The sequence below is a fragment of the Ruegeria sp. BC6 genome (assembly GCF_056539185.1).
On sequence record NZ_JBQFUM010000002.1, the window covers coordinates 476,578 to 499,513 of the forward strand.

The 22,936-nt window shown below is 63.3% G+C and carries 21 protein-coding genes; 18 read left to right on the forward strand and 3 right to left on the reverse strand.

Annotated features, from left to right (window positions below):
• Positions 1-101 precede the first annotated feature (101 nt).
• Positions 102-1,496, forward strand: a complete 1,395-nt coding sequence (gene murD / locus ACR0MM_RS09830) for a UDP-N-acetylmuramoyl-L-alanine--D-glutamate ligase (protein WP_480695877.1) — start codon at positions 102-104, stop codon at positions 1,494-1,496.
• Positions 1,497-1,606: 110 nt separating this feature from the next.
• The gene (locus tag ACR0MM_RS09835) at positions 1,607-1,981 is read left to right on the forward strand and encodes a glycine zipper family protein (RefSeq protein WP_093964839.1); all 375 of its coding nucleotides are present in this window, start codon (positions 1,607-1,609) and stop codon (positions 1,979-1,981) included.
• Here the strand turns inward: ACR0MM_RS09835 and ACR0MM_RS09840 are convergent.
• Positions 1,978-3,159, reverse strand: a complete 1,182-nt coding sequence (locus ACR0MM_RS09840) for a BaiN/RdsA family NAD(P)/FAD-dependent oxidoreductase (protein ID WP_480695878.1) — start codon at positions 3,157-3,159, stop codon at positions 1,978-1,980. The genes ACR0MM_RS09835 and ACR0MM_RS09840 overlap by 4 nt on opposite strands.
• A 129-nt stretch (positions 3,160-3,288) precedes the next feature.
• Between ACR0MM_RS09840 and ftsW the strand changes: the two genes are divergently transcribed.
• From ftsW to ACR0MM_RS09920, 16 genes are all read left to right on the forward strand, one after another.
• Positions 3,289-4,452 (forward strand): putative lipid II flippase FtsW, encoded by a 1,164-nt coding sequence (gene ftsW / locus ACR0MM_RS09845; RefSeq protein WP_170357284.1) that lies wholly within the window; start codon positions 3,289-3,291, stop codon positions 4,450-4,452.
• The gene (locus ACR0MM_RS09850; RefSeq protein ID WP_170434644.1) at positions 4,452-5,549 is read left to right on the forward strand and encodes a UDP-N-acetylglucosamine--N-acetylmuramyl-(pentapeptide) pyrophosphoryl-undecaprenol N-acetylglucosamine transferase; all 1,098 of its coding nucleotides are present in this window, start codon (positions 4,452-4,454) and stop codon (positions 5,547-5,549) included. Before ftsW ends, ACR0MM_RS09850 begins: the two co-directional genes overlap by 1 nt.
• A complete protein-coding gene (gene murC, locus ACR0MM_RS09855; RefSeq protein WP_480695880.1) occupies positions 5,546-6,955 on the forward strand; it encodes a UDP-N-acetylmuramate--L-alanine ligase in 1,410 nt (469 codons plus the stop codon). Before ACR0MM_RS09850 ends, murC begins: the two co-directional genes overlap by 4 nt.
• Before the next feature lie 75 nt (positions 6,956-7,030).
• On the forward strand, positions 7,031-7,279 hold the full coding sequence (locus tag ACR0MM_RS09860; RefSeq protein WP_170357287.1) for a DUF2484 family protein: 249 nt from the start codon (positions 7,031-7,033) through the stop codon (positions 7,277-7,279).
• On the forward strand, positions 7,276-7,518 hold the full coding sequence (locus ACR0MM_RS09865; RefSeq protein WP_170357288.1) for a DUF2484 family protein: 243 nt from the start codon (positions 7,276-7,278) through the stop codon (positions 7,516-7,518). Before ACR0MM_RS09860 ends, ACR0MM_RS09865 begins: the two co-directional genes overlap by 4 nt.
• Positions 7,519-7,573: 55 nt before the next feature.
• On the forward strand, positions 7,574-8,500 hold the full coding sequence (murB, locus tag ACR0MM_RS09870; protein WP_170508842.1) for a UDP-N-acetylmuramate dehydrogenase: 927 nt from the start codon (positions 7,574-7,576) through the stop codon (positions 8,498-8,500).
• A gap of 104 nt (positions 8,501-8,604) precedes the next feature.
• The gene (locus ACR0MM_RS09875; protein ID WP_480695882.1) at positions 8,605-9,525 is read left to right on the forward strand and encodes a D-alanine--D-alanine ligase; all 921 of its coding nucleotides are present in this window, start codon (positions 8,605-8,607) and stop codon (positions 9,523-9,525) included.
• A complete protein-coding gene (locus tag ACR0MM_RS09880) occupies positions 9,513-10,520 on the forward strand; it encodes a cell division protein FtsQ/DivIB (protein ID WP_480695884.1) in 1,008 nt (335 codons plus the stop codon). The genes ACR0MM_RS09875 and ACR0MM_RS09880 overlap by 13 nt, the downstream gene beginning before the upstream one ends.
• 7 nt (positions 10,521-10,527) lie before the next feature.
• Entirely contained in the window at positions 10,528-11,862 is a 1,335-nt protein-coding gene (ftsA, locus tag ACR0MM_RS09885) for a cell division protein FtsA (RefSeq protein WP_093964849.1), read from the forward strand.
• Between the two features lie 19 nt (positions 11,863-11,881).
• Positions 11,882-12,265 (forward strand): hypothetical protein, encoded by a 384-nt coding sequence (locus ACR0MM_RS09890; RefSeq protein WP_480695886.1) that lies wholly within the window; start codon positions 11,882-11,884, stop codon positions 12,263-12,265.
• A 344-nt stretch (positions 12,266-12,609) separates the two neighbouring features.
• Positions 12,610-14,241 (forward strand): cell division protein FtsZ, encoded by a 1,632-nt coding sequence (ftsZ, locus tag ACR0MM_RS09895; RefSeq protein ID WP_170368145.1) that lies wholly within the window; start codon positions 12,610-12,612, stop codon positions 14,239-14,241.
• A 213-nt stretch (positions 14,242-14,454) separates the two neighbouring features.
• Entirely contained in the window at positions 14,455-15,375 is a 921-nt protein-coding gene (gene lpxC, locus ACR0MM_RS09900) for a UDP-3-O-acyl-N-acetylglucosamine deacetylase (protein ID WP_480695888.1), read from the forward strand.
• A 125-nt stretch (positions 15,376-15,500) separates the two neighbouring features.
• The gene (locus tag ACR0MM_RS09905; protein ID WP_170340921.1) at positions 15,501-16,364 is read left to right on the forward strand and encodes an outer membrane protein assembly factor BamD; all 864 of its coding nucleotides are present in this window, start codon (positions 15,501-15,503) and stop codon (positions 16,362-16,364) included.
• A 36-nt stretch (positions 16,365-16,400) separates the two neighbouring features.
• Entirely contained in the window at positions 16,401-18,050 is a 1,650-nt protein-coding gene (gene recN, locus ACR0MM_RS09910) for a DNA repair protein RecN (RefSeq protein ID WP_480695890.1), read from the forward strand.
• 101 nt (positions 18,051-18,151) lie between these two features.
• Positions 18,152-19,837, forward strand: coding sequence for a chloride channel protein (locus ACR0MM_RS09915; protein WP_170441941.1), 1,686 nt, complete (start codon positions 18,152-18,154; stop codon positions 19,835-19,837).
• A 123-nt stretch (positions 19,838-19,960) separates the two neighbouring features.
• A complete protein-coding gene (locus ACR0MM_RS09920; RefSeq protein ID WP_170434656.1) occupies positions 19,961-20,626 on the forward strand; it encodes an outer membrane protein in 666 nt (221 codons plus the stop codon).
• A gap of 33 nt (positions 20,627-20,659) precedes the next feature.
• Here the strand turns inward: ACR0MM_RS09920 and ACR0MM_RS09925 are convergent, their stop codons facing one another.
• Both ACR0MM_RS09925 and ACR0MM_RS09930 read right to left on the reverse strand, forming a co-directional pair.
• On the reverse strand, positions 20,660-21,004 hold the full coding sequence (locus tag ACR0MM_RS09925) for a DUF427 domain-containing protein (RefSeq protein ID WP_170357298.1): 345 nt from the start codon (positions 21,002-21,004) through the stop codon (positions 20,660-20,662).
• A gap of 78 nt (positions 21,005-21,082) precedes the next feature.
• The gene (locus ACR0MM_RS09930; protein ID WP_480695893.1) at positions 21,083-22,873 is read right to left on the reverse strand and encodes an aminopeptidase P family protein; all 1,791 of its coding nucleotides are present in this window, start codon (positions 22,871-22,873) and stop codon (positions 21,083-21,085) included.
• Positions 22,874-22,936 lie beyond the last annotated feature (63 nt).

The following is a 22,936-nucleotide window of genomic DNA, read 5'->3' on the forward strand; positions in this document are numbered from 1 at the left end:
CCGGCTCGCGCCGAGGGCGCGAGCCTGACGCCGCCCTTGCCAAGGGTCAATTCTTCGGTACAGGGTAGCGGCGCATTGGCAGATGGAAGAAGGTGCGCGGCATGATCCCGGTCAAAGGGTTTTCAGGACATAAGGTTGCGGTTCTGGGGCTGGGGCGGTCGGGCCTGGCCACGGCGCGCGCATTGCGGACGGGCGGAGCCGAGCCGGTGTGCTGGGATGACAACCCCGCCGCGCGCGAAAAGGCCGAGGCCGAGGGGTTCATGTGTCAGGACCTGCGGCGGGAAGGCGCCTTTGACGCGATTGCCACGTTGATCGTATCGCCCGGCATTCCCCATCTTTATCCCGAACCCAACCCGGTAGTTGCCGCCGCGCTGCAGGCCGGCGTTCCGGTCGACAATGACATTGGTCTGTTCTTCCGCTCGCTGGGCGGTGCCGAATGGGACAAGTTCGATGTGCCGCCGCGTGTGGTCGCCGTCACCGGCTCGAACGGGAAGTCGACCACGGCGGCGCTGATCCACCATATCCTGACCCAATCGGGGCGCGAGGCGCAGCTGGCGGGCAATATCGGGCGCGGCGTGCTGGATATCGAGCCCGGCGGCGACGGATCAGTGGTGGTGCTGGAGCTTTCCAGCTATCAGACCGAGCTGGCGCGTGCGCTGACGCCCGACGTGGCGGTGTTCACCAATCTCTCGCCCGACCATCTGGACCGGCATGGGGGCATGGGCGGCTATTTCGCCGCCAAACGCCGCCTGTTCTCTGAAGGCGGTCCCGACCGTGCCGTGATCGGCGTGGACGAGATCGAAGGCGCGTTTCTAGCCGGTCAACTGGCCGAAGGGCCGGGCGACGACCGGGTAATCCGCGTGTCGGTGGCGCGCAAATTGGCCGGCCCGGGCTGGCAGGTCTTTGCCCGCAAGGGGTTTCTGTCGGAATACCGCAAGGGGCGGCAGGCCGCTTCGATCGACCTGCGCGGCATCAAGGGCCTGCCCGGAACCCACAACCACCAGAACGCGTGTTCGGCCTATGCCGCCTGTCGCGCGCTGGGCCTGGCGCCCAAGATGATCGAGGACGCGCTGCACAGCTATCCGGGCCTGCCGCACCGCAGCCAGATCATCGCCGAGGCAAACGGTGTGACATTCGTGAACGACTCCAAGGCCACCAATGTCGACAGCGCGGCCAAGGCGCTGGGCGCGTTCAAAAAGATCCGCTGGATCTGCGGCGGGCTTGAGAAAGAGGGGGGTCTCGCCGCGCTGAACGATGCGACCGGCGAGGTTCTGTGCGCCTATGTGATCGGGCGCGAGGCGGCTGGCTTCGCCATGCAGTTGTCGGTTGAGGCCCGCGTTTGCACCACAATGGCCGAGGCAGTCGAACAGGCCATGCGCGACGCCGCGCCGGGTGAAACCGTGCTGCTGGCGCCCGCGGCGGCCAGTTTCGACCAGTACGACAATTTCGAACAGCGCGGCGACGATTTCGTGGCGCAGGTTCAAAAGCGGCTTTGAACTGTACATTTGCAATGAACCGCCGGTTGGGCCAAATTGAAGTGCTATCAGCTTGACGCACCAGAATTAATGATTTTGTTACCCTAGGAATTCAACACGAGGTTAAGACCATGCTGAACCGCAAGCTTTCAATGATCCTGCCGGCCATCCTGGTGGCAGGGGCCTGCACGAACACAGGCGCGAACTACCAACCCATTGTGGATGGACCCGTCAGCCCGAACTACAACGCAGACCTGGCGCAGTGTCAGGCCGTAGCGCGGCAGCAGGGCACGATCGACAGCAATACCGCTGGGGCGGCGGCCATTGGCGCGGCGGGTGCTGCGGGCACCAAAGCCATCATCGACGACAGCGCAAGCGATCTGGGCCGTGCGGCTGTCGCTGGCGCACTGGTGGGGGCAGGCGCCAGCGCTCTGCAAAACACCCAGAAGCAGGAAGTCATCGTCCGCAACTGCATGCGCGGCCGCGGCTACAACGTCGTAGGCTAAAGGCGACCGGCGATCGCAATTCCGGCGGCGTGGCCCGAGGACCACGCCCACTGGAAATTGTATCCGCCCAGCCATCCGGTGACATCCACCGCTTCACCAATCGCATAGAGGCCGGGGACATCCCTGGCCTCCATCGTTTTGGACGACAGGCAGTCCGTATCGATGCCGCCCAAGGTGACCTCGGCGGTGCGGTACCCTTCGGTGCCCGAGGGGGTCAGTGCCCAGTCGCTCAGCGCATCGGTCAGCGCTTGCAGCGCCGCATCCGACTGATCGGCCAGGTTGCCGTGCATCGGGGTCTGGACGCTCAGAAACTCGACCAGGCGGGCGGGCAGGTGGTGCGCGAGTTCGGTTGTCAGGGCCTTGCGGCCCGCGCTTTGCCGCCGTTCGCGCAGAAGGTCGAAAAGGGGCAGCTCGGGGATCAGGTTGACCCGGATCGCCTCGCCCTCGCGCCAGTATGAGGACAGTTGCAGCACAGCCGGACCGCTCAGGCCGCGATGGGTGAACAGCAGCGCCTCGTCGAAACTCGCGCGATCGTTCGACAGTCGCGCGGGGACGGAAACACCGGACAAGTCTTTGAACCGCCCATCGGGGAAGGTGAACGGCACCAGTGCGGCACGGGTCTCGGTGACGTGCAATCCGAACTGCGCGGCGATGTCATAGGCCAGCCCGGTCGCACCCATCTTGGGGATGGATTTTCCGCCGGTGGCCAAAACCACGTTGGCACAGCTCAGGTCATATCGCGCACCCTCGCGCTCGACCACCAGTTCAAAGCCGGCTTCGGTCTTGCGCAGATGGCGCAGCGACGTGTGCAACCACAGCTCTGCGCCCGCGCGGTCCATCTCGGCCAGCAGCATGGCGATGATCTGCTTCGATGAGCCGTCGCAGAACAGCTGCCCCAGCGTCTTTTCATGCCATGCGATGCCGTGACGGCCCACAAGGTCGATGAAGTCCCACTGGGTGTATCGCGCCAGCGCCGATTTGCAGAAATGCGGGTTCTGCGACAGGAAGTTCTGTGGTCCGGCGTAGAGGTTTGTGAAGTTGCACCGCCCCCCGCCCGAGATGCGGATCTTTTCCCCCGGCGCCTTGGCGTGATCGATCACCAGTACACGGCCGCCGCAATGGGCGGCGCACATCATGCCGGCGGCTCCGGCGCCCAGTATGATCGTGTCAAATCGCATCCCTCGCCCTTGGCGCGGATTGACGCCAATGACAAGAGGAAGAGGCTGGCCTGAGGGGCATTTTCCCTGTAGACTCTCAAACAGATCCCGAAAACGGGACGGTAACGAGGCAGATAGTGGCGGTATCTCATGACTGAGATGGTGTATGGCGCGGTCCAGGACCAGCGCGGTGAACCGATCCTTCCGAAATGGTGGCGGACGATTGACCGCTGGACGATGTCCTGCGTGCTGATCCTTTTTGCGATCGGGCTTCTGTTGGGGCTGGCCTCGTCGCCGCCGTTGGCGCAGCGCAATGGGTTCGATCCGTTCCACTATGTCGAGCGTCAGGCCCTTTTCGGTGTGTTGGCGCTGATCGCGATGATGCTGACCTCGATGATGTCACCCACCTTGGTGCGTCGGTTGGCGGTGCTGGGCTTTCTGGCCTCATTTGTTGCGCTGGCCTTTCTGCCGGTCTTCGGGACCGATTTCGGCAAGGGTGCGGTGCGCTGGTATTCGCTGGGCTTCGCCTCGCTGCAACCGTCCGAGTTTCTGAAGCCCGGCTTCATTGTCGTGGCCGCCTGGCTGCTGGCCGCAGCGCAGGAGATCAATGGCCCGCCAGGGCGGTTGTGGTCGTTTGCGCTGTGTATGTCGATCGTTGGCATGTTGGTGATGCAGCCTGATTTCGGTCAGGCCTGTCTGATCCTGTTCGGCTGGGGCGTGATGTATTTCGTGGCGGGTGCACCGATGTTCCTGCTGCTGGGAATGGCCGGAGCGGTCGTCTTGGGTGGCATGTTCGCCTACGCCAATTCTGAACACTTCGCCCGGCGCATCGATGGTTTCCTGAATCAAGAGGTCGATCCGACGACCCAGTTGGGCTATGCCACCAACGCAATCCGCGAAGGCGGGCTGTTTGGCGTTGGGGTTGGCGAGGGGCAGGTGAAATGGTCGCTGCCCGATGCACATACCGATTTCATCATCGCCGTCGCGGCCGAAGAATACGGCCTGATCCTGGTGCTGATCATCATCGCGCTTTATTCAATCATCGTGGTACGGTCCCTGCTGCGCCTGATGCGCGAGCGTGACATGTTCACCCGGTTGGCAGGCACCGGTCTGGCCTGCATGTTCGGTGTTCAGGCGATGATCAACATGGGCGTCGCGGTGCGCCTGCTGCCGGCCAAGGGCATGACGCTGCCTTTCGTCAGCTACGGCGGCTCGTCGTTGATTGCGGGTGGTATTGCGTTGGGGATGCTGCTGGCGTTCACGCGGTCGCGGCCCCAAGGCGAGCTGGGTGACATTCTGCGCGGACGAGGCTGATGACGAACCCTTATTTGCTGATCGCAGCTGGCGGAACCGGGGGCCACATGTTCCCCGCCCAGGCGCTGGCTGAGGCCATGCTGAACAAGGGCTGGCGCGTACGCCTGTCCACCGATGCGCGCGGCGCGCGTTACACGGGCGGTTTTCCGCATTCCACCGAGATCGTCGAGGTCTCCTCGGCCACGTTCGCGCGCGGCGGGCTGGCGGCCAAGGCGCTGGCTGGTCCCCGGATCGCAGCCGGGGTTGCCGGGATGACGGCCCAGTTGCTGCGCGACAAGCCGGACGTGGTGGTGGGGTTCGGTGGCTATCCGTCGATCCCGGCGCTGAGCGCGGCGGTGATGCTGCGTCTGCCCCGCATGATCCACGAACAGAACGGCGTTCTGGGGCGCGTGAACCAGCTGTTCGCCACCCGGGTCGCGCATGTGGCCTGCGGCGTCTGGCCCACCGACCTGCCCGAGGGCGCCCACGGCATCCACACCGGTAACCCGGTCCGTGCTGCCGTGCTGGAACGCGCGGCCGCGCCCTATATCCCGCCCGGAGATTATCCGATGTCGGTGCTGGTGATGGGCGGCAGCCAAGGCGCCCGCATCCTCAGCGATGTGGTGCCCGGCGCCATCGCCGCACTGCCCGAGAGCCTGCGCCAGTATATCCGTGTTTCGCATCAGGCGCGCGAAGAGGATGCCGAGCGGGTCACCGCCTTCTACGCCGACCACGGGATTCTGGCCGAGGTCCAGCCCTTTTTCCACGACGTCCCCCGCCGCATGTCCGAGGCGCAATTGGTGATCAGCCGCTCGGGCGCGTCCAGCGTGGCCGACATCTCGGTGATCGGGCGGCCCTCGATCCTGATCCCCTTTGCCGCCGCAGCGGGCGATCACCAAACCGCCAATGCGCGCGGGTTGGTGCAGGCGGGCGGGGCGATCATGATTCCCGAAAATGCGCTTGACGTTCCCGCCCTGACCGAGCAAATCGCACTGGTTCTGACCAACCCCGAAGCCGCACAGAAAATGGCCCATGCTGCCCTGTCGGTCGGGGCGCCCGACGCGACCGAGCGTCTGGTGGCCCTTGTCGAACAGCTGGCGCAGAAGGAGACCCCATGAATCCAGCAACCAAACTGCCGCAGGATGTCGGACCGATCCATTTCGTGGGCATCGGCGGCATCGGGATGTCGGGCATCGCCGAGGTGCTGCTGAACCTTGGGTACCAGGTGCAGGGATCCGATCTGAAAGCCTCGAAGATCACCGACCGTCTGGCGTCGCTAGGGGCCGAAATTTTCGTGGGTCAGCGGGCCGAGAATCTCGACAACGCGGCAGTCGTGGTCGTGTCGACCGCGATCAAGCCGGGCAACCCTGAACTGGACGGCGCCCGCGCATTGGGCCTGCCGGTGGTGCGCCGTGCCGACATGCTGGCCGAGCTGATGCGGCTGAAATCCAACATCGCCATTGCCGGTACCCACGGCAAGACCACGACCACCACGATGATGGCCGAGTTGATGGTGGCGGGCGATTTCGACCCGACCGTCATCAACGGCGGCGTGATCCATGCCTACGGCTCGAACGCGCGGATGGGGCAGGGCGAGTGGATGGTGGTCGAGGCCGACGAGTCCGACGGCTCGTTCAACCGGCTGCCCGCGACCATCGCCATCGTCACCAATATCGACCCCGAGCACATGGAGCATTGGGGTGATTTCGACCGCCTGCGCGCGGGCTTTCATGATTTCGTCTCGAACATCCCGTTCTACGGTCTGGCGGTGTGCTGCACCGACCATGCCGAGGTTCAGGCGCTGGTGGGCCGCATCGCCGACCGTCGCGTGCGCACCTATGGGTTCAACGCCCAGGCTGACGTGCGTGCGGTCAACCTGACCTACAAGGGCGGCATTGCGCATTTCGACATCCACCTGCAATACGAGGATACCGTGATCGAGGGTTGCACCCTGCCCATGCCGGGCGATCACAACGTCTCGAACGCGCTGTCGGCGGTCGCCGTGGCACGTCATCTGGGCATGAAGACCGCTGAAATCCGCGACGCGCTGGCCAATTTCGGTGGCGTCAATCGCCGCTTTACCAAGGTTGGCGAGGTGAACGGCGTCACCATCATCGACGACTACGGCCACCACCCGGTGGAAATCGCGGCGGTGCTCAAGGCTGCGCGTCAGGCGACCGAAGGCCGCGTGATCGCCGTGCACCAGCCGCACCGCTATTCGCGCCTGTCCAACCTGTTCGACGATTTCTGCGCCTGTTTCAACGATGCCGATGTCGTGGCCATTGCCGAGGTCTTCTCTGCCGGAGAGGACCCGATCGAAGGCGCCAGCCGCGATGATCTGGTGCAGGGCCTGATCCGCCACGGCCACCGCCACGCGCGCGCGCTGCTGGACGAAGGCGACCTGGAGCGTCTGGTCCGCGAACAGGCCCGGCCCGGCGACATGGTCGTCTGCCTGGGCGCTGGCACCATCAGTGCCTGGGCCAATGCGCTGCCTGACCGGCTGAAGGTAAAACAAGCCGTTTGACGTTAGCAGGCATTTGGGTGCACAACTTGCGGATGTGTAGCTGCCCTGGTGCGTGACTCATTTGCGGAGAGAACCATGGATTATTCCGTCATCTTTGCCGCCCTTTGGGTGATCTGCGCCACTGTCGTGGCGCTGTTGCCGATGCGCCTGCAATTCCCGCCGGGCATCGTGCTGCTGATCTGCGCGCCGGTTCTGATCGTCTGGCTGGGTGTGGTACATGGCTGGCTGATCGGAGCGCTGGCCTTTGCCGGGTTCGTATCGATGTTCCGCAACCCCATCCGGTTTTACTGGCGCAAATGGTCGGGCCGCGAGGTGGGGCAATGAGCTGGTCTATCGCCCTTGCCGCCCTTTGGGGCGTCGCCGCCAATGTGCTGGCCATGATCCCCAGCAAGGACAACCACTGGACCCGCGCCTATGCGCTGATCGCGGTGGGCATTCCGATCTTGGGTTATGTCACCTACGAAAACGGCCCGTGGGTTGGCCTGTTCGTTCTGGCCGCCGGCATGTCAGTGCTGCGATGGCCGGTGATCTACCTTGGGCGGTGGCTGCGGCGGCGGATTTGACCCTGCGGCTTGGAACGGGCTTGCCACGCCCCGCCGAATCCGCGATCTAGCCTCAATGACCACTTTGCCAACGCCTCAAGGCCGCCTGACGGCGAACCGACCACTGAACGACCTCACATGGCTGCGAGTCGGCGGCCCGGCGGATTATCTGTTTCAGCCGGCTGACCTTGAGGATTTGCAGGCTTTCCTGCATCATCTTCCGGCCGAGGTGCCGGTGTTTCCCATGGGCGTCGGCTCGAACCTGATCGTGCGCGACGGGGGCTTGCGGGCCGTTGTGATCCGGCTGGGGCGCGGCTTCAACGGCATCGCGGTCGACGGCACCACCGTCACCGCGGGGGCAGCCGCGCTGGATGCGCATGTGGCGCGCAAGGCGGCGGATGCGGGGGTGGACCTCACCTTTCTGCGGACGATTCCGGGTTCCATCGGTGGGGCCGTGCGGATGAACGCCGGCTGCTATGGCAGCTACACGGCGGATGTTCTGAAATCGGCCACCATCGTCACCCGGCAGGGCGAGGTGGTCGAGCTGACGCCCGCCGATCTGAACTTTCGCTATCGTCAATCCGACCTGCCCGAGGGTGCGGTGCTGGTGTCGGCCACGTTCCAGGGCCCGGCGGGTGACCCGGCCGACCTGCACGCCCGGATGGAGGCGCAGCTGAAAAAGCGAGACGAGACCCAGCCCACCAAGGACCGCAGCGCCGGGTCGACCTTCCGCAATCCGGCCGGGTTTTCCTCGACCGGGCGGGCAGACGATGTGCACGACCTGAAGGCCTGGAAGGTGATCGACGACGCCGGAATGCGCGGCGCCCTGCGCGGGGGCGCACAGATGAGCCCCAAGCATTCGAATTTCCTGATCAACACCGGAAACGCCACCGCCGCCGACCTCGAAGGGCTGGGCGAAGAGGTGCGAAAAAAGGTTTACGAAACAAGCGGGATCACGCTAGAGTGGGAAATCATGCGGGTCGGTGATCCGCTGACAGATTAAAGCCCCGACCGTCAGACCAAAACAGGCAAATTCAGGCGACGGATCAAAGGCATAACGAAATACGGACCACCAGATAAGGTCCGGGGACATTGAGGCGCACGAACGTGGGTAGGTCGAGCAGGACAAACCCCAAAGTGGCGGTATTGATGGGTGGCCCCTCGGCGGAGCGCGAGGTGTCTCTCAGCAGCGGGCGCGAATGCGCAGCCGCCCTTGTGGGAGAAGGGATCGAGGTCGTCGAACTGGACGCCGGTCCAGACCTTTGTGTGCGTTTGCAGGACATCAAGCCCGACGTGGTCTTCAACGCGTTGCATGGCCGCTGGGGCGAGGACGGTTGCGTGCAGGGTCTGCTGGAGTGGCTGAGGATGCCCTACACGCATTCCGGCGTGTTGGCCTCGGCGCTGGCCATGGACAAGCAACGCAGCAAAGAGGTTTTTCGCGCGGCCGGACTGCCTGTAGCCGACAGCGCGATCGTTCCGAAATCGGACGTGATGGCGGGGCACGTCATGCCCGCGCCATATGTGGTCAAGCCCAACAACGAAGGCTCGAGCGTCGGGATCTATCTGGTGTTCGAAGGGTCGAACGGCCCGCCGCAGCTGTCGGATGACATGCCCGAACAGGTCATGGTCGAACAATACGTCGCCGGGCGCGAGCTGACGGTAACCGTGATGGGCGACCGCGCCTTGACCGTGACCGAGATCCTGACCGACGGCTGGTATGACTACGACGCCAAATACAAGCCCGGCGGATCGCGCCACGTGCTGCCTGCCGACATTCCGCCGCGGATCTTCGAGCTATGCATGGATTATGCCCTGCGCGCCCACCAGGTTCTGGGGTGCCGGGGCGTCAGCCGTACCGATTACCGCTGGGACGAGGCCCGGGGCGAAGAGGGCCTGTTCCTGCTGGAGGCCAACACCCAGCCGGGTATGACCCCCACCTCGCTGGTGCCTGAACAAGCCGCGCATCTGGGCATGACCTTCGGTCAGCTCTGCGCCTGGATGGTCGAGGACGCCTCATGCGACCGCTGACCGCCACTCGTGCGCCGGTGATCCACCGCACCAAGCCTCTGTCCGGCCCTGATGCCGAGTTTCAGTCTGCGGACGCCGACGCCGTCCGTGCTGAGCCCAAATTGCGGTTGCGCGGTGGTCGGTTCTTCCGCCGTGGCAAGGGCCGTGCGGACCCGGCACCGTCGCGGTTTAGTTATCGGTTCCAGCGATGGATGCTGACGCCGGGAATCCGGCTGGGGGTCAAGATCGGAGTGCCGCTCTGCGCGGTCGTGGCCACGGTTGGGCTCTACTTCGCGGCCGAAGAGCGGCGAGAAGCGGTTCGGGCGCAGGTGGACAACTTGATCACGTCGTTCCAGGAGCGTCCTGAATTCATGGTCAAGCTCATGGCGATCGACGGGGCGGGGGCCGGCCTTGCTGACGACATCCGCGAAGTCGTGCCTTTGGACTTCCCGCTCAGCTCCTGGGATCTGGATGTCGAGCAGATCCGGGACACGATCACCGGCTTGGACCCGGTCAAATCGGCAACCGTGCGGATCCGTCCGGGCGGCATTCTGCAGGTCGATGTTGTCGAACGTCAGCCCGTGATCGTCTGGCGCACCCGTGAAGGCATCCAGCTGTTGGACGAAACGGGCACCCACGTGGCCGAGATCGCGGCTCGGACCGAGCGCTCCGATCTTCCGCTGATTGCCGGTCAGGGTGCAGATCAGCATGTGGCCGAGGCACTGGAGCTTCTGGCCACTGCGCGCAGCCTGGGCAGCCGGGTGCGCGGTCTGGTCCGCGTCGGCGAACGGCGCTGGGACCTGGTTCTGGACCGAGGCCAACGGGTCATGCTGCCGACGGAACGTCCGGTGCGCGCGCTCGAGCGTGTTCTGGCGGTGAACGAGGTGCAGGACCTTTTGGAACGGGATGTTGCCGTGGTCGATATGCGCATAGGGGCGCGGCCGACCATTCGGATGACAGAAGCCGCCAGCTCAGACTGGTGGAATACAAAAGTGACTATGGGTAACGGGCAGTAATACGATGATGACGGATCTCTATCAGTCTCAACGCGCAATGCGCCAGATGCGCAGACAGGCCATGCAACGCGGTGTCGTTGCGATCCTGGATGTCGGAAGTTCCAAGATCGCCTGTCTTGTGCTGCGTTTTGATGGGTCGGCGCGGCTCAGCGAGGACAACTCGATCGGGTCCATGGCCGGGCAGACCGGGTTCCGGGTGATCGGTGCGGCGACGACCCGATCGCGCGGGGTGCGCTTTGGTGAGATCACGGCCATGCAGGAAACCGAGCGCGCCATCCGCACCGCGCTGCAGGCTGCTCAGAAGATGGCCGATATCCGGGTAGACCATGTGATCGCCTGTTTCTCGGGGGCAAACCCTCGATCTTATGGGCTGGATGCGCAGGTGGATCTGGACGGTCAGCTGGTGACCGAGGCCGAGATCGGTCGTGTCCTGAACGCCTGCGATGTCCCAGACTATGGGGCAGGGCGCGAGGTGCTGCATGCACAACCTGTGAACTTCGCTCTGGACAACCGATCTGGCTTGATCGACCCGCGGGGGCAGATGGGGCAGACGCTTGCGGTCGACATGCACATGTTGACGGTCGATGCGGTTGCGATTCAGAACATCGTTCGTTGCGTCAAGCGGTGCGACCTGGAATTGGCTGGCATCGCGAACTCGGCCTATGTGTCGGGGATTTCTGCGCTGGTAGAAGACGAACAGGAACTTGGAGCGGCCTGTATCGACATGGGCGGTGGGTCCACCGGCGTTTCGATCTTCATCAAAAAGCACATGATCTATGCCGACAGTGTCCGCATGGGCGGGGATCACGTCACCAGTGACATCTCTATGGGGCTTGGTGTGTCCGCCTCGGTCGCCGAGCGGATCAAGACCTTCAATGGCGGGGTTCACGCCACCGGAGCCGATGACCGCGACATGATCGACATTGGCGGCGACACCGGGGATTGGGAACACGACCGGCGTACCGTCAGCCGTGCCGAGTTGATCGGCATCATGCGACCGCGCGTCGAGGAAATCCTCGAGGAAGTCCGTGTTCGGCTGGACGCAGCAGGGTTCGAACATATGCCAAGCCAACAGATCGTTCTGACCGGTGGAGCCAGTCAGATCCCAGGTCTGGATGGGCTGGCCAGCCGCATATTGGGTCAGCGAGTGCGTCTGGGTCGACCGCTGCGTGTGCATGGTTTGCCGCAATCTGCGACAGGCCCGGGGTTTTCCTCGGCGGTCGGTCTTGCGCTGTTCGCGGCGCATCCGCAGGACGAATGGTGGGACTTTGAAATCCCGGTCGATACCTACGCAGCACGGCCGTTCAAGCGTGCCGTGCGCTGGTTCCGTGACAACTGGTAGGTACCTGCTCCGGGCTGCGGTGTTTTGCGCAGCCTGGGTTCCGGCTGCGGCTGTCGCGCAGACCCGTATCTCGCCCGAAGCATTCCTGGGCGCGGTGGTCGGAAAAACCGTCACGTTCCACGAATTGACCAGCGGTATGCTTGTGGGCACCGAGGAGTTCCTCAGTCCAACCCGCTCGGTCTGGCGGCGAGAGGGCGAGGGCTGTGTCTATGGCCAGATCACGACGCCTGACGGCAAGCTGTGCTTCCTCTATGACACCGAGCCCGGCCCGGTATGCTGGTGGCCATTCGAGCATGATGGGCGGTTGCTGGTCAGGATCGCGCGGCTGGGGGATGGCGAAATCCAGGAAGTCAGCGGATTTTCGGACGACGGCCTGGATTGTCCTTCCGTTCCCATCAGCTGATAATTCCGGTTGCGGTGCAGGGATTTATCCCTCAGAATATCGACAAGGCCCGTCAGAGGCTCGTCGGCAGGACCCGAGCAGTCAGCCGCAGTTTGAACAGGATGTCCAGCATCGCACCCGCCAAAGCAGGCTGGGGGTTTTCGCGTGTGTGGTGGTCTGTCCGCCCTGAACCGCTAGATTTGCGCAGTCGGGCGAAATACCGCGAAAAACCGCCTTATTTCTTCCATATTTTGTGGATTCACGCGATTTTTGGCGTGACGTTTGACGTTTGGAAAGGTAGAATCACAAGCGGATAGGCAAGAAAAACACCGCTTTGCGGGATCAAAATTACAGGCGGACAGAGCATGACATTGAATCTTTCGATGCCCGGGCACGACGAACTCAAGCCTCGGATTACGGTATTTGGCGTAGGCGGTGCAGGTGGCAACGCCGTCAACAACATGATTGAAAAACAACTCGACGGCGTTGACTTCGTGGTGGCCAACACGGACGCGCAGGCGCTGCAGCAAAGCCGCTCGTCGGCGCGGGTGCAGCTGGGCATCAAGGTGACCGAGGGTCTGGGCGCGGGCGCCCGCGCATCGGTCGGCGCCGCCGCCGCCGAAGAAAGCATCGAACAGATCGTCGACCATCTGGCCGGCGCGCATATGTGCTTCATCACCGCCGGCATGGGCGGGGGCACCGGCACCGGCGCCGCTCCGATCATCGCGCAGGCCGCGCGTGAATTGGGCGTGCTGACCGTGGGCGTGGTGACCAAACCGTTCCAGTTCGAGGGCGCCAAGCGCATGCGTCAGGCCGAGGACGGTGTCGAGGCGCTGCAGAAGGTGGTCGATACGCTGATCATCATCCCGAACCAGAACCTGTTCCGTCTGGCCAACGAAAAGACCACGTTCACCGAGGCCTTCTCGATGGCCGATGACGTGCTGTACCAGGGCGTCAAGGGCGTGACCGACCTGATGGTGCGTCCGGGCCTGATCAACCTCGACTTCGCCGACGTCCGCGCGGTGATGGACGAGATGGGCAAGGCCATGATGGGCACCGGCGAGGCCGAGGGCGAAGATCGCGCCATCCAGGCTGCGGAAAAGGCCATCGCCAATCCGCTGCTGGACGAAATCAGCCTCAAGGGCGCCAAAGGTGTTCTGATCAACATCACCGGCAGCCATGACCTGACCCTGTTCGAACTGGACGAGGCCGCCAACCGCATCCGCGAGGAAGTGGACCCCGAGGCCAACATCATCGTCGGCTCGACACTGGACCCCGAGATGGAAGGCAAGATGCGCGTCTCGGTCGTGGCAACCGGCATCGACGCCAGCGAAAGCGGCTCCGAGGCACCGGCTCCGCGTCGGTCCATGTCCGCACCTCTGACCCGCACCGTATCGGCGGAAGAAGAGGCAGCACAGCCGGCTCCGGTCGCGGCGGAAGTTGCTGAACCGGCTCCGCAGCCCGAAGCTCCGCGCGAACCGTCTCTTTTTGAAGCGGCCGAAGAGCCTTCGCACACGACTTTGCAATTCGGTCAGGGCGCCGATGAGGCTGTCGAGGACGATGACGACGGGCTGCCTCCCCCGGCCTATCAGCCGCGCAGCGCCGAGTTCGATCCGCAGCCCGAGCCGGTCGAACGCCCGGCCGAAAGCTATCAGCCGCAACAGGTGCCGCATACTCCTGGAACGCCTTCGCCGGCCGCGCTGGAACGGCTGCAGGCAGCTGTTCAGAACGTACCGACTTCGGCCCAGCGTCTGACCGCGTCGCGCCCGCAAGAACCGGCGCCGCAGCGCCAGCCCGCCGCCGAGGAACGGCCGCGGTTCGGGTTCAACCGTTTGATCGACCGGATGACTGGGCACGCCCCGGATACCCCCGCTCAACCGGCCCGGCAACAGCCTGCGATGCGCCAGACTGACGCTACGGCACCCTCGCATGAAGAGGTCGATCCCGAGCAGGAGCGTATCGAAATTCCGGCTTTCCTGCGCCGTCAGGCCAACTGATCGCGGTAACAATATCCACTCACGGGGTCGCCGAAAGGCGGCCCTTTTTCCTTTTGATGCAAACGTTTAAGTGCCAGTAAGCAGGGTTTTGCCGATCTGTTGCAGAACTGTTTCATTCAGTTACAAAGAGTGAGTTGAGCCTTGACCCGCGCTTCCTTAACTGAGGGTGCAACACAGCCGAAAAAGGCTGGACACCGCTCACCGAGGTTCAATTTGCAACAGACGCTCAAATCTTCGATCACGTTCAAAGGCGTGGGCCTGCACAGCGGCAAGCCCGCGACGATGGTTCTGAAACCGGCGGCTGCCGGTCACGGGATCTGGTTCAAGCGGACCGATATCGAACTGGGCAATGCGTTGATCCCGGCCATCTACGATGTGGTCGAAAGAACCCAACTGTGTACGCGCCTGGTCAATGAGGCTGGCGTTTCGGTGTCGACCGTCGAGCACATCATGGCCGCGCTGGCAGGGTGCGGGATCCACAACGCATTGATCGAGATTGATGGACCAGAAGTTCCGATCATGGACGGTTCGTCGATCGACTTCGTGCGCGGTATCATCGCCAAGGGCGTTCGCCGCCAGGCCAGCCCGGTTCTGGCGTATGAGGTCCTCAAGCCGGTCGTGGCCGAGCGGGAAGGTGCCCGTGCGTCGATCCGGCCGGCAGACGGTTTGATCATCGAGTTCCACATTGATTTCGAAGACACTGCGATCGGCAGCCAATCGAAGATCCTGGATATGCGCAACGGGTCGTTTGCTCGGGAACTGTCCGACTGCCGGACCTTCTGCCGCCGAACCGATGTCGAGGCGATGCGCGAAAACGGTCTGGCCTTGGGCGGCACTCTGGAGAATGCGGTTGTTGTTCAAGGGGCCGAGGTGCTGACACCGGGTGGCTTCCGTCACCAGGATGAAGCCGTGCGCCACAAAATGCTGGACGCGTTGGGAGACCTGTATCTGGCCGGCGGCCCGATCTTTGGTCATTTCGTCGGCGAGAAATCCGGCCATGCCATGACCAACACATTGCTGCGCAAGCTGTTCGAGACGCCTGGCGCCGTGCGTCCGGTGCTGTGCACGCCTGAGCAAGCCGCACAACTTCCCGGGCAGGGGTTGGTCTGGGACGAAATCCCCGAAGTTGCCTGATCCGGCACGGCCCGGCGACAAATCGGTCGCGGGGCCGATAAGGCGTTTTGCACCGGAATTTTATGTGCTAGACCAAAGCTCAATCCGGGGTTACCCAAAGAGACAAGACGACTAGGATGGGCGGTATGGTTGGCACCAAAGCGGCAGTCAGGCTTGCGGGCGCGATTCTTCTGGCAGCTACTTTGACGGCCTGCGGCAACGCGGGCGGCCTGTTTGGCAACAAGGGCGCTGACAAGTCCCAGAACCTTGAAGGCTTTACGCCCGAGCAGATCTACACCCGTGGCGAATACGAGCTTGCGCAGAATCGTCCCGCAGATGCGGCCTGGTACTTTTCCGAAGTCGAACGGCTTTATCCCTATTCCGACTGGGCCAAGCGGTCACTGATCATGCAGGCTTTCGCGTTCCACTCGGACAAGGAGTATGAAGAAAGCCGCGCCGCCGCGCAACGGTATATCGACTTCTACCCAACCGACGAAGACGCAGCCTATGCGCAATACCTTCTGGCGCTCAGCTACTATGACCAGATCGACGAGGTCGGCCGCGACCAGGGCCTGACCTTCCAGGCGTTGCAGGCGCTGCGCACCGTGATCGAGGTCTATCCCGACAGCGAATACGCCACCTCGGCCGTGCTGAAATTCGATCTGGCCTTCGACCATCTGGCGGGCAAGGAAATGGAGATTGGGCGCTACTACCTGCGTCAGGATCACTATACCGCGGCCATCAACCGTTTCCGTGTCGTTGTCGAGGATTTCCAGACCACCAGCCACACAGCCGAGGCGCTGTACCGCTTGGTCGAGGCTTATCTGGCCTTGGGTCTGGTCGACGAGGCTCAATCGGCCGGCGCGATCCTGGGCTACAACTACCAGTCGTCTGAATGGTATGACGCGGCTTACAAGCTGCTGACCTCGCGCGGGCTTGAACTCAAGAGCCGCGGCAACAACTGGCTCAGCACGATCTACCGCCAGACCATCAAGGGCCAGTGGTTGTAATCGCCATGGTCACAGGCTTGGGACGCTGACGACCCGATGCTGCGCGCCCTTGATATCCGCGATATGCTGATCATTGATCGGCTGGAGCTGACCTTTCAGCCGGGCTTGAACGCGCTGACCGGCGAGACGGGGGCGGGCAAGTCGATCCTGCTCGACTCGCTGGGCTTTGTGCTGGGCTGGCGCGGTCGGGCCGAACTGGTCCGGCAGGGGGCCGCGCAGGGCGAGGTCGTGGCCGAGTTCGAACTGCCCGAAGGCCATCCCGCCCATGCGATCCTGGCCGAGGCTGGTTTGCCCGGCGGGTCGGAACTGATCCTGCGCCGCGTCAACACTGCCGATGGGCGCAAGACCGCTTGGGTCAACGACCGCCGCTGCTCGGGCGAGGTGCTGCGGGCGCTGTCGGAAACCTTGGTCGAACTGCACGGACAGCATGATGACCGGGGCCTGCTGAACCCGCGCGGCCATCGCGGCATGCTGGACGCCTATGCCGGGGCCGAGCCGCAATTGGCCGCCGTGCGCGCCGCCTGGACCGAGATGGCGCGGGCCCGCAAGGCCCTGGCCGAGACCGAGGCCGCCGTGGCCGCCGTGCGCAGCGAAGAAGAATTTCTGCGGCATTCCGTGGCCGAACTCGACAAACTTGATCCGCAGCCGGGCGAGGACGCCGAACTCGACGCGCGCCGCCGGATGATGCAGGGGGCCGAGCGCATCCGTGACGACGTGGCCCGCGCCTTTGCCATGCTGGGCGGTGACGGGGCCGAAGGGGCGATGGCGGATGCCTTGCGCTGGCTGGAAGGCGTCGCCGACCGGGCCGAGGGCCAACTGGACGAGCCGATCGCGGCCCTTGGGCGCGCCCTTATCGAACTGGGCGAGGCGCAGGACGGCGTGACCGCCTGCCTTGAGGCGTTGGACTTCAACCCCGCCGAACTGGAGCAGACCGAGGAACGTCTATTCGCCATCCGAGCGCTGGCCCGCAAACATGACGTGGCCCCCGATGACCTGAGCGGTTACGCCGACACGCTGCGCGCCCGGCTGGGCCAGCTTGAGGCCGGTGACGCCGACCTGGCCGACCGCCGTGTTGCGGTGCAGGCCGCGCAGGCCACCTATAACGCGGCCGCCGAGGCACTCAGCGCCCTGCGGCGCGAAGCTGCCGGCCGGTTGGACGCGGCGGTAATGGCCGAGCTTGCGCCGCTCAAGATGGAGCGTGCGGTGTTCCAAACCCAGATCACGCCCGCCGACCCCGGACCCGAGGGGCAGGACGCCGTGGCCTTTACCGTGGCCACCAACCCGGGCGCCCCGTCGGGCCCGCTGAACAAGATCGCGTCGGGCGGGGAACTCAGCCGCTTTCTGCTGGCGCTCAAGGTGTGCCTGTCGGGCAATGACAGCACCCGGACAATGATCTTTGACGAAATCGACCGCGGGGTGGGCGGCGCCACCGCGGACGCCGTGGGCCGCAGGCTTGCTGCGCTGGCGCAGGGCGGGCAGGTGCTGGTGGTAACCCATTCTCCGCAGGTCGCGGCCCGCGCGGCGCATCACTGGCGGGTTCAGAAGCACGTGACCGACGGGCAGACCCTGTCCACTGTCCTGCCGCTGTCCGAACCGGACCGGATCGACGAGATCGCGCGCATGGTCTCGGGCGACGTCATCACGGATGAAGCCCGCGCGGCCGCCCGTTCGTTGTTGCAAGCCTGATGCAGCCGGGCGGCGACACTTGCCTTCAATATCTTGTCAGCCGACTTTTCTAAGCGCCCGGCGTGGCTTAGTAAGGGATACCTGTTTATCCACAAAGCCCCATGACACAATCAACCCGAACCGTCCTGCGCACTCAGCTCAACCAGGCCCTGGCCGCGCTCAAGGACGCGTGGCGGGTACTGCGGCACCGCGGGCCAAGCCAGATCCAGTTCTGGTTCATCGCGCTGGTGATCGGGATCACGGCGGGCTTCATGGCTTTGGGATTTCGCAAGGGGATCGCGGCCCTGCAAGCGCTGGTCTATCAGACCGATGACATCCTGTTTCTGCACAGCTTTGCCGAGAAACTGCACTGGGCCTGGATTTTGGCGATCCCCACGGTTGGAGGGCTGGTCGTCGGGATCATCCTGCACCGCTTTACCGATGACGGGAGAGTTCGGTCTGTCGCCGATGTGATCGAAGGATCCGCGATCAGTGATGGCCGGGTCGAAACCAAAGCAGGGGTCGCGTCGTTTTTCGCCTCGCTGATCACACTCAGCACGGGCGGGTCGACGGGTCGCGAAGGGCCAGTGGTGCACATGGCGGGCGTGCTTTCGACTTGGGTATGCCAGCGTATCAACGCGGATGGAATAACCGGCCGCGACCTGCTGGGCTGCGCCGTGGCCGCCGCTGTATCGGCCAGCTTCAACGCCCCGATCGCCGGGGCGCTGTTCGCGCTGGAAGTCGTGCTGCGCCATTTTGCAGTCCACGCTTTCGCACCGATCGTGATCGCGTCGGTGGCGGGCACCGTCATCAACAGGCTGGCATATGGCGATGTGACCGAGTTTGTCCTGGATACGCCCGGATCCCTGCAATTCTACGTCGAACTTCCGGCCTTTTTGATCCTTGGGCTGATCTGCGGGCTGGTCTCGCTTCTGCTGATGCGGTCGATATTTTTTGCCGAAGACTTTGGCAACCACGTGCAGGCGCGCCTGTCGCTGCCGCGCTGGCTGCGACCCGCCGTGTCCGGCGCGATGCTGGGCGTGCTGGCGGTGTGGTTCCCGCATATCATCGGCGTCGGATACGAGACGACCATCCGTGCCCTGACCGGAGATCTGGTGCTGACCACGGCCATCCTGTTTGCAGTGATGAAAACCGTGGCAGTGGCCATAACCATGGGTGGACGTATGGGGGGCGGGGTATTTTCTCCGTCGTTGATGATCGGCGCGCTGACCGGCCTTGCCTTTGGCCTGATCGCCACAGGCCTTCTGCCAAGCGTTTCGGGTACGCATACGCTATATGCTTTTGCCGGCATGGGTGCTGTCGCGGCGGCGGTTCTGGGCGCTCCGATCTCGACCACGTTGATTGTGTTTGAATTGACCGGAGACTGGCAGATCGGGCTTGCCGTGATGGTCTCGGTGTCGATGTCCACGGCGTTGGCCTCCCGCCTTGTGGACCGGTCCTTCTTCCTGACCCAGCTGGAGCGTCGCGGGGTGCATTTGGCAGCCGGGCCACAGGCTTACTTGCTGGCGATGTTGCGCGCCGGGGCCGTGATGCGACCGCTGGGAGATCCGAATACGGCAAGCAGGGAAGAGGTGCAGGAGATGATCGAGCAGGGCCTCTGCGTCCGGGCCAGCGCAACCCTCGAGGCGGCAATGCCGTATTTCGATCGAGACGGAATCACCTGGCTCCCGGTGGTTGTTCGGGATGACGACGGGGTCGAGAAACCGGTCGGAGCCTTGTACCACGTGGACGCATTGAAGGCGTACAACCGTGCACTGGCCGCAACAGCGGCCGAGGAACACTCATGACGAAGCAGTGGCAGGCCAGCCACTGAGAGTTTCTCTTTGATTTTGACACCTTGTCAAAAGGTGAGAACATTCTAGCCTGATTGAAGAATTATCCTTGATAGTCACTTTTATGGAGGTCTGAACATGTCTTTCGAACGGATTTCTTTGCTGACTGTGGTGGTTGCGGTTTCGATGATTGGTGCTGTCCCCGCACGGGCGCAGGAGGCTCCGTACGTGACCGGCTTTCTCGGTATCACCGATATGGGCGACTATGATTTTGATTTTTTCCAGACAGTTCCTTCGGTCGTGGTTGGCCAAGGCACCATCACAACCGACAATGGCGTAACCTACGGTCTGGCCATGGGACTGCGTGTCGCACCGAATCTGCGGGCCGAGATCGAACTTTCATATGCTTCGAATGATACCAAGGAAATCGGTCGCCCGTTTACTCAGTATGACGGAAGCTTTGATGCGACCTTCGGGATGGCAAACCTTTGGTATGACGTCCCGGTACAGGGCAGGTTCAAGCCCTATGTTGGTGGCGGGCTCGGGTTTGCACGCGTGTCCCACGACGGTCAGTCCGGTGCTGGCGTGACACTGGTCGATGACAGTGACACCGCCATTGCGGGGCAATTGGGGTTTGGCGGACGTTTTCAGGTAGGGGAACGCGGGAACATTGACATCGGGTACCGCTACAAGACGACCGGCGATCTTGATTTCGCCACGACCCAAGTGTTCATCCCGACAGATCTCGCGAATGGCCGCTACTCTTCGCACTCGCTCATTCTCGGATACAGCTACAGTTTCTGACAGACGTAGTTGAGGGCCAGGTTTGTCCAGCCCTCAAATCTGTTCGACCTTCACCGACTCCAGCGGGTAGAACGCAAGGTAGCCCTTGATTTGGGCAACGGCGGGTATCGGATCTTCATAGCTCCAGACCGCGTTCTGCGTCACGCTCGACTTGTTGACGATCGAGTAATGCGTGGCATCGCCTTTGTGCGGGCAATGGGTCAACTTTTCGGTCTTGTCCAGAAAGGCCATCGCGATGTCTGCACGCGGAAAGTAGATGACGGGGGCCAGATCGCCTTCCAACAGTTCCAGGGCGTTGGTCGTTTCGCCCAGAATCGCGCCACCGGATCTGACGCACCACTTGCCAGGTGCTTTGCGGATCTTGATGTAGTCTGTCATGTCTGCTCCTTCCCTCGTCGTCGCGGCCTCGTTGTGGTCAGGCCTTCGCCTATGCCCATAGTATGTGACAAACGGGTGTCACAAGGGCCCGGTTGCGGCATCCAACCACAGTTGCGCGGCATGTGACAGTCTTGGCCGGACTTTTTCCGCCACGTCCCGGTGATACGCGTTCAGCCAATCACGCTCGGCACTGGTCAGCATGTCGACGACGATCAGGCGTCGATCGATGGGGACATATGTCAGTGTCCGCCAGCACAGCATTGCGCGCTCGGGGTCTGCGCCGGGCAGGGCGGGGGCCTCCTCAACAACCAGCAGGTTCTCAATCCGAATGCCGAAGGCACCTTCGCGGTAGTAACCCGGTTCGTTCGACAGGATCATCCCGGGCTCGAGCGGAACGTGGCTGACCCGCGCCAGGCGCTGTGGCCCTTCGTGAACGCTCAGGTATGCGCCGACACCGTGACCGACGCCGTGATTGAAATCCTGGCCCGCGGCCCACAAAGGTGCCCGGGCGATGCACTCGATGTCTCGACCGGCCAGGCCAACGGGCCAGCGCAGTTGCGACATCGCGATCATTCCCTTCAGAACCCGGGTAAAGCAGGTTTTTTCCTCGTCTCCCACCGTGCCGATGGGGATCGTCCGGGTGATGTCCGTGGTACCATCCAGATACTGCCCGCCGCTGTCCAGAACCAGAATATGACCGTCCTCAAGCCGGCTGTCGGTTTCTTCGGTCACTCTGTAGTGCATGATGGCGCCGTTTGGCCCGGTGCCCGCAATGGTGTCGAACGAGATATCCTGCAACGCATTGTCGCGCCGCCGGTTCTCCTCCAGCTGTGTGACCACCTGCGTTTCAGTCACGCTGCCGGGGGGTTGGGCATCCAGCCAGCACAGAGTTTCGATGACGGCGGCGGCGTCACGAAGATGCGCGGCGGCGCTGCCGGCAATTTCGGCTTCGTTCTTGCAGGCCTTCGGCCGGGCGCAGGGATCGCCGCCATCCACAGCCCGGTCGCCAAGCACATCGGCAACGGCTTGCGGCAGAGTTCCCATGTCCACTTGCACCGCGCCCTCAAGCGCCGCGACAGCGTTCAGGAACGCGTCGGGTTCGTGGATCGAAACGCGCGGCCCCAGATGCTCGTCCATCCCCTTCAGCTTTTTTGCGGCCATGAACAGGTCCACGTGCCCGTCGGCCTGCAAAATCGCAAACCCATGCGCAACCGGGTTATATGGGATGTCTGACCCGCGGATGTTCAGCAGCCACATGACCGAATCCGGCAACGTGATGACGGCAGCCGACCTCCCGTTCTGAGCCAGAACCGAAGCCAGCCGCGAAACCTTGCTTTCGGCGCTTTCGCCTGCAAATTCCAGCGGGTGCACCTTGACCGGGTTCATTGGCGGTGGTGGCTGGTCGGACCAGATGCGGTCCACAAGATTGTCTGACGGAACCAACTCGATCCCGCTATTCTGCAGTTCGGCCCGGGTTGCCGTGATCTGTCCGGCGGAATGCAGCCACGGATCGAACGCCACCCGCCCTCCATCGGGCAACTGCTGTTTCAACCACGCCGAAAGGCTTACGTCGGGCCACGGTACCGGCGTGAAATCGGGCGCCACCTGCGCCTTGACCTGAGTGCGATACCGACCATCCACAAATACGCCGGCCACGTTTCGCAGCGCTGCGCAGAACCCGGCAGAACCAGTGAACCCGGTCAGCCATGCCAGCCGCCCGTCGCGGGCGGCCACATATTCGCCCTGATGCGCGTCGGCACGCGGGACGATGAAGCCATCCAGTCCTTCGCGCTCCAATTCTTTGCGCAACGCCGCCAAACGTGGCGGCCCCTGTTCGGGCCGCGCCGTGACTTCGAAAGACTGGAACATCTGCTTCTCCTTCGGCTCACTACAGGTCTTGCTCGCCTGCCTTCACCTTTCCTTCTTAAATGC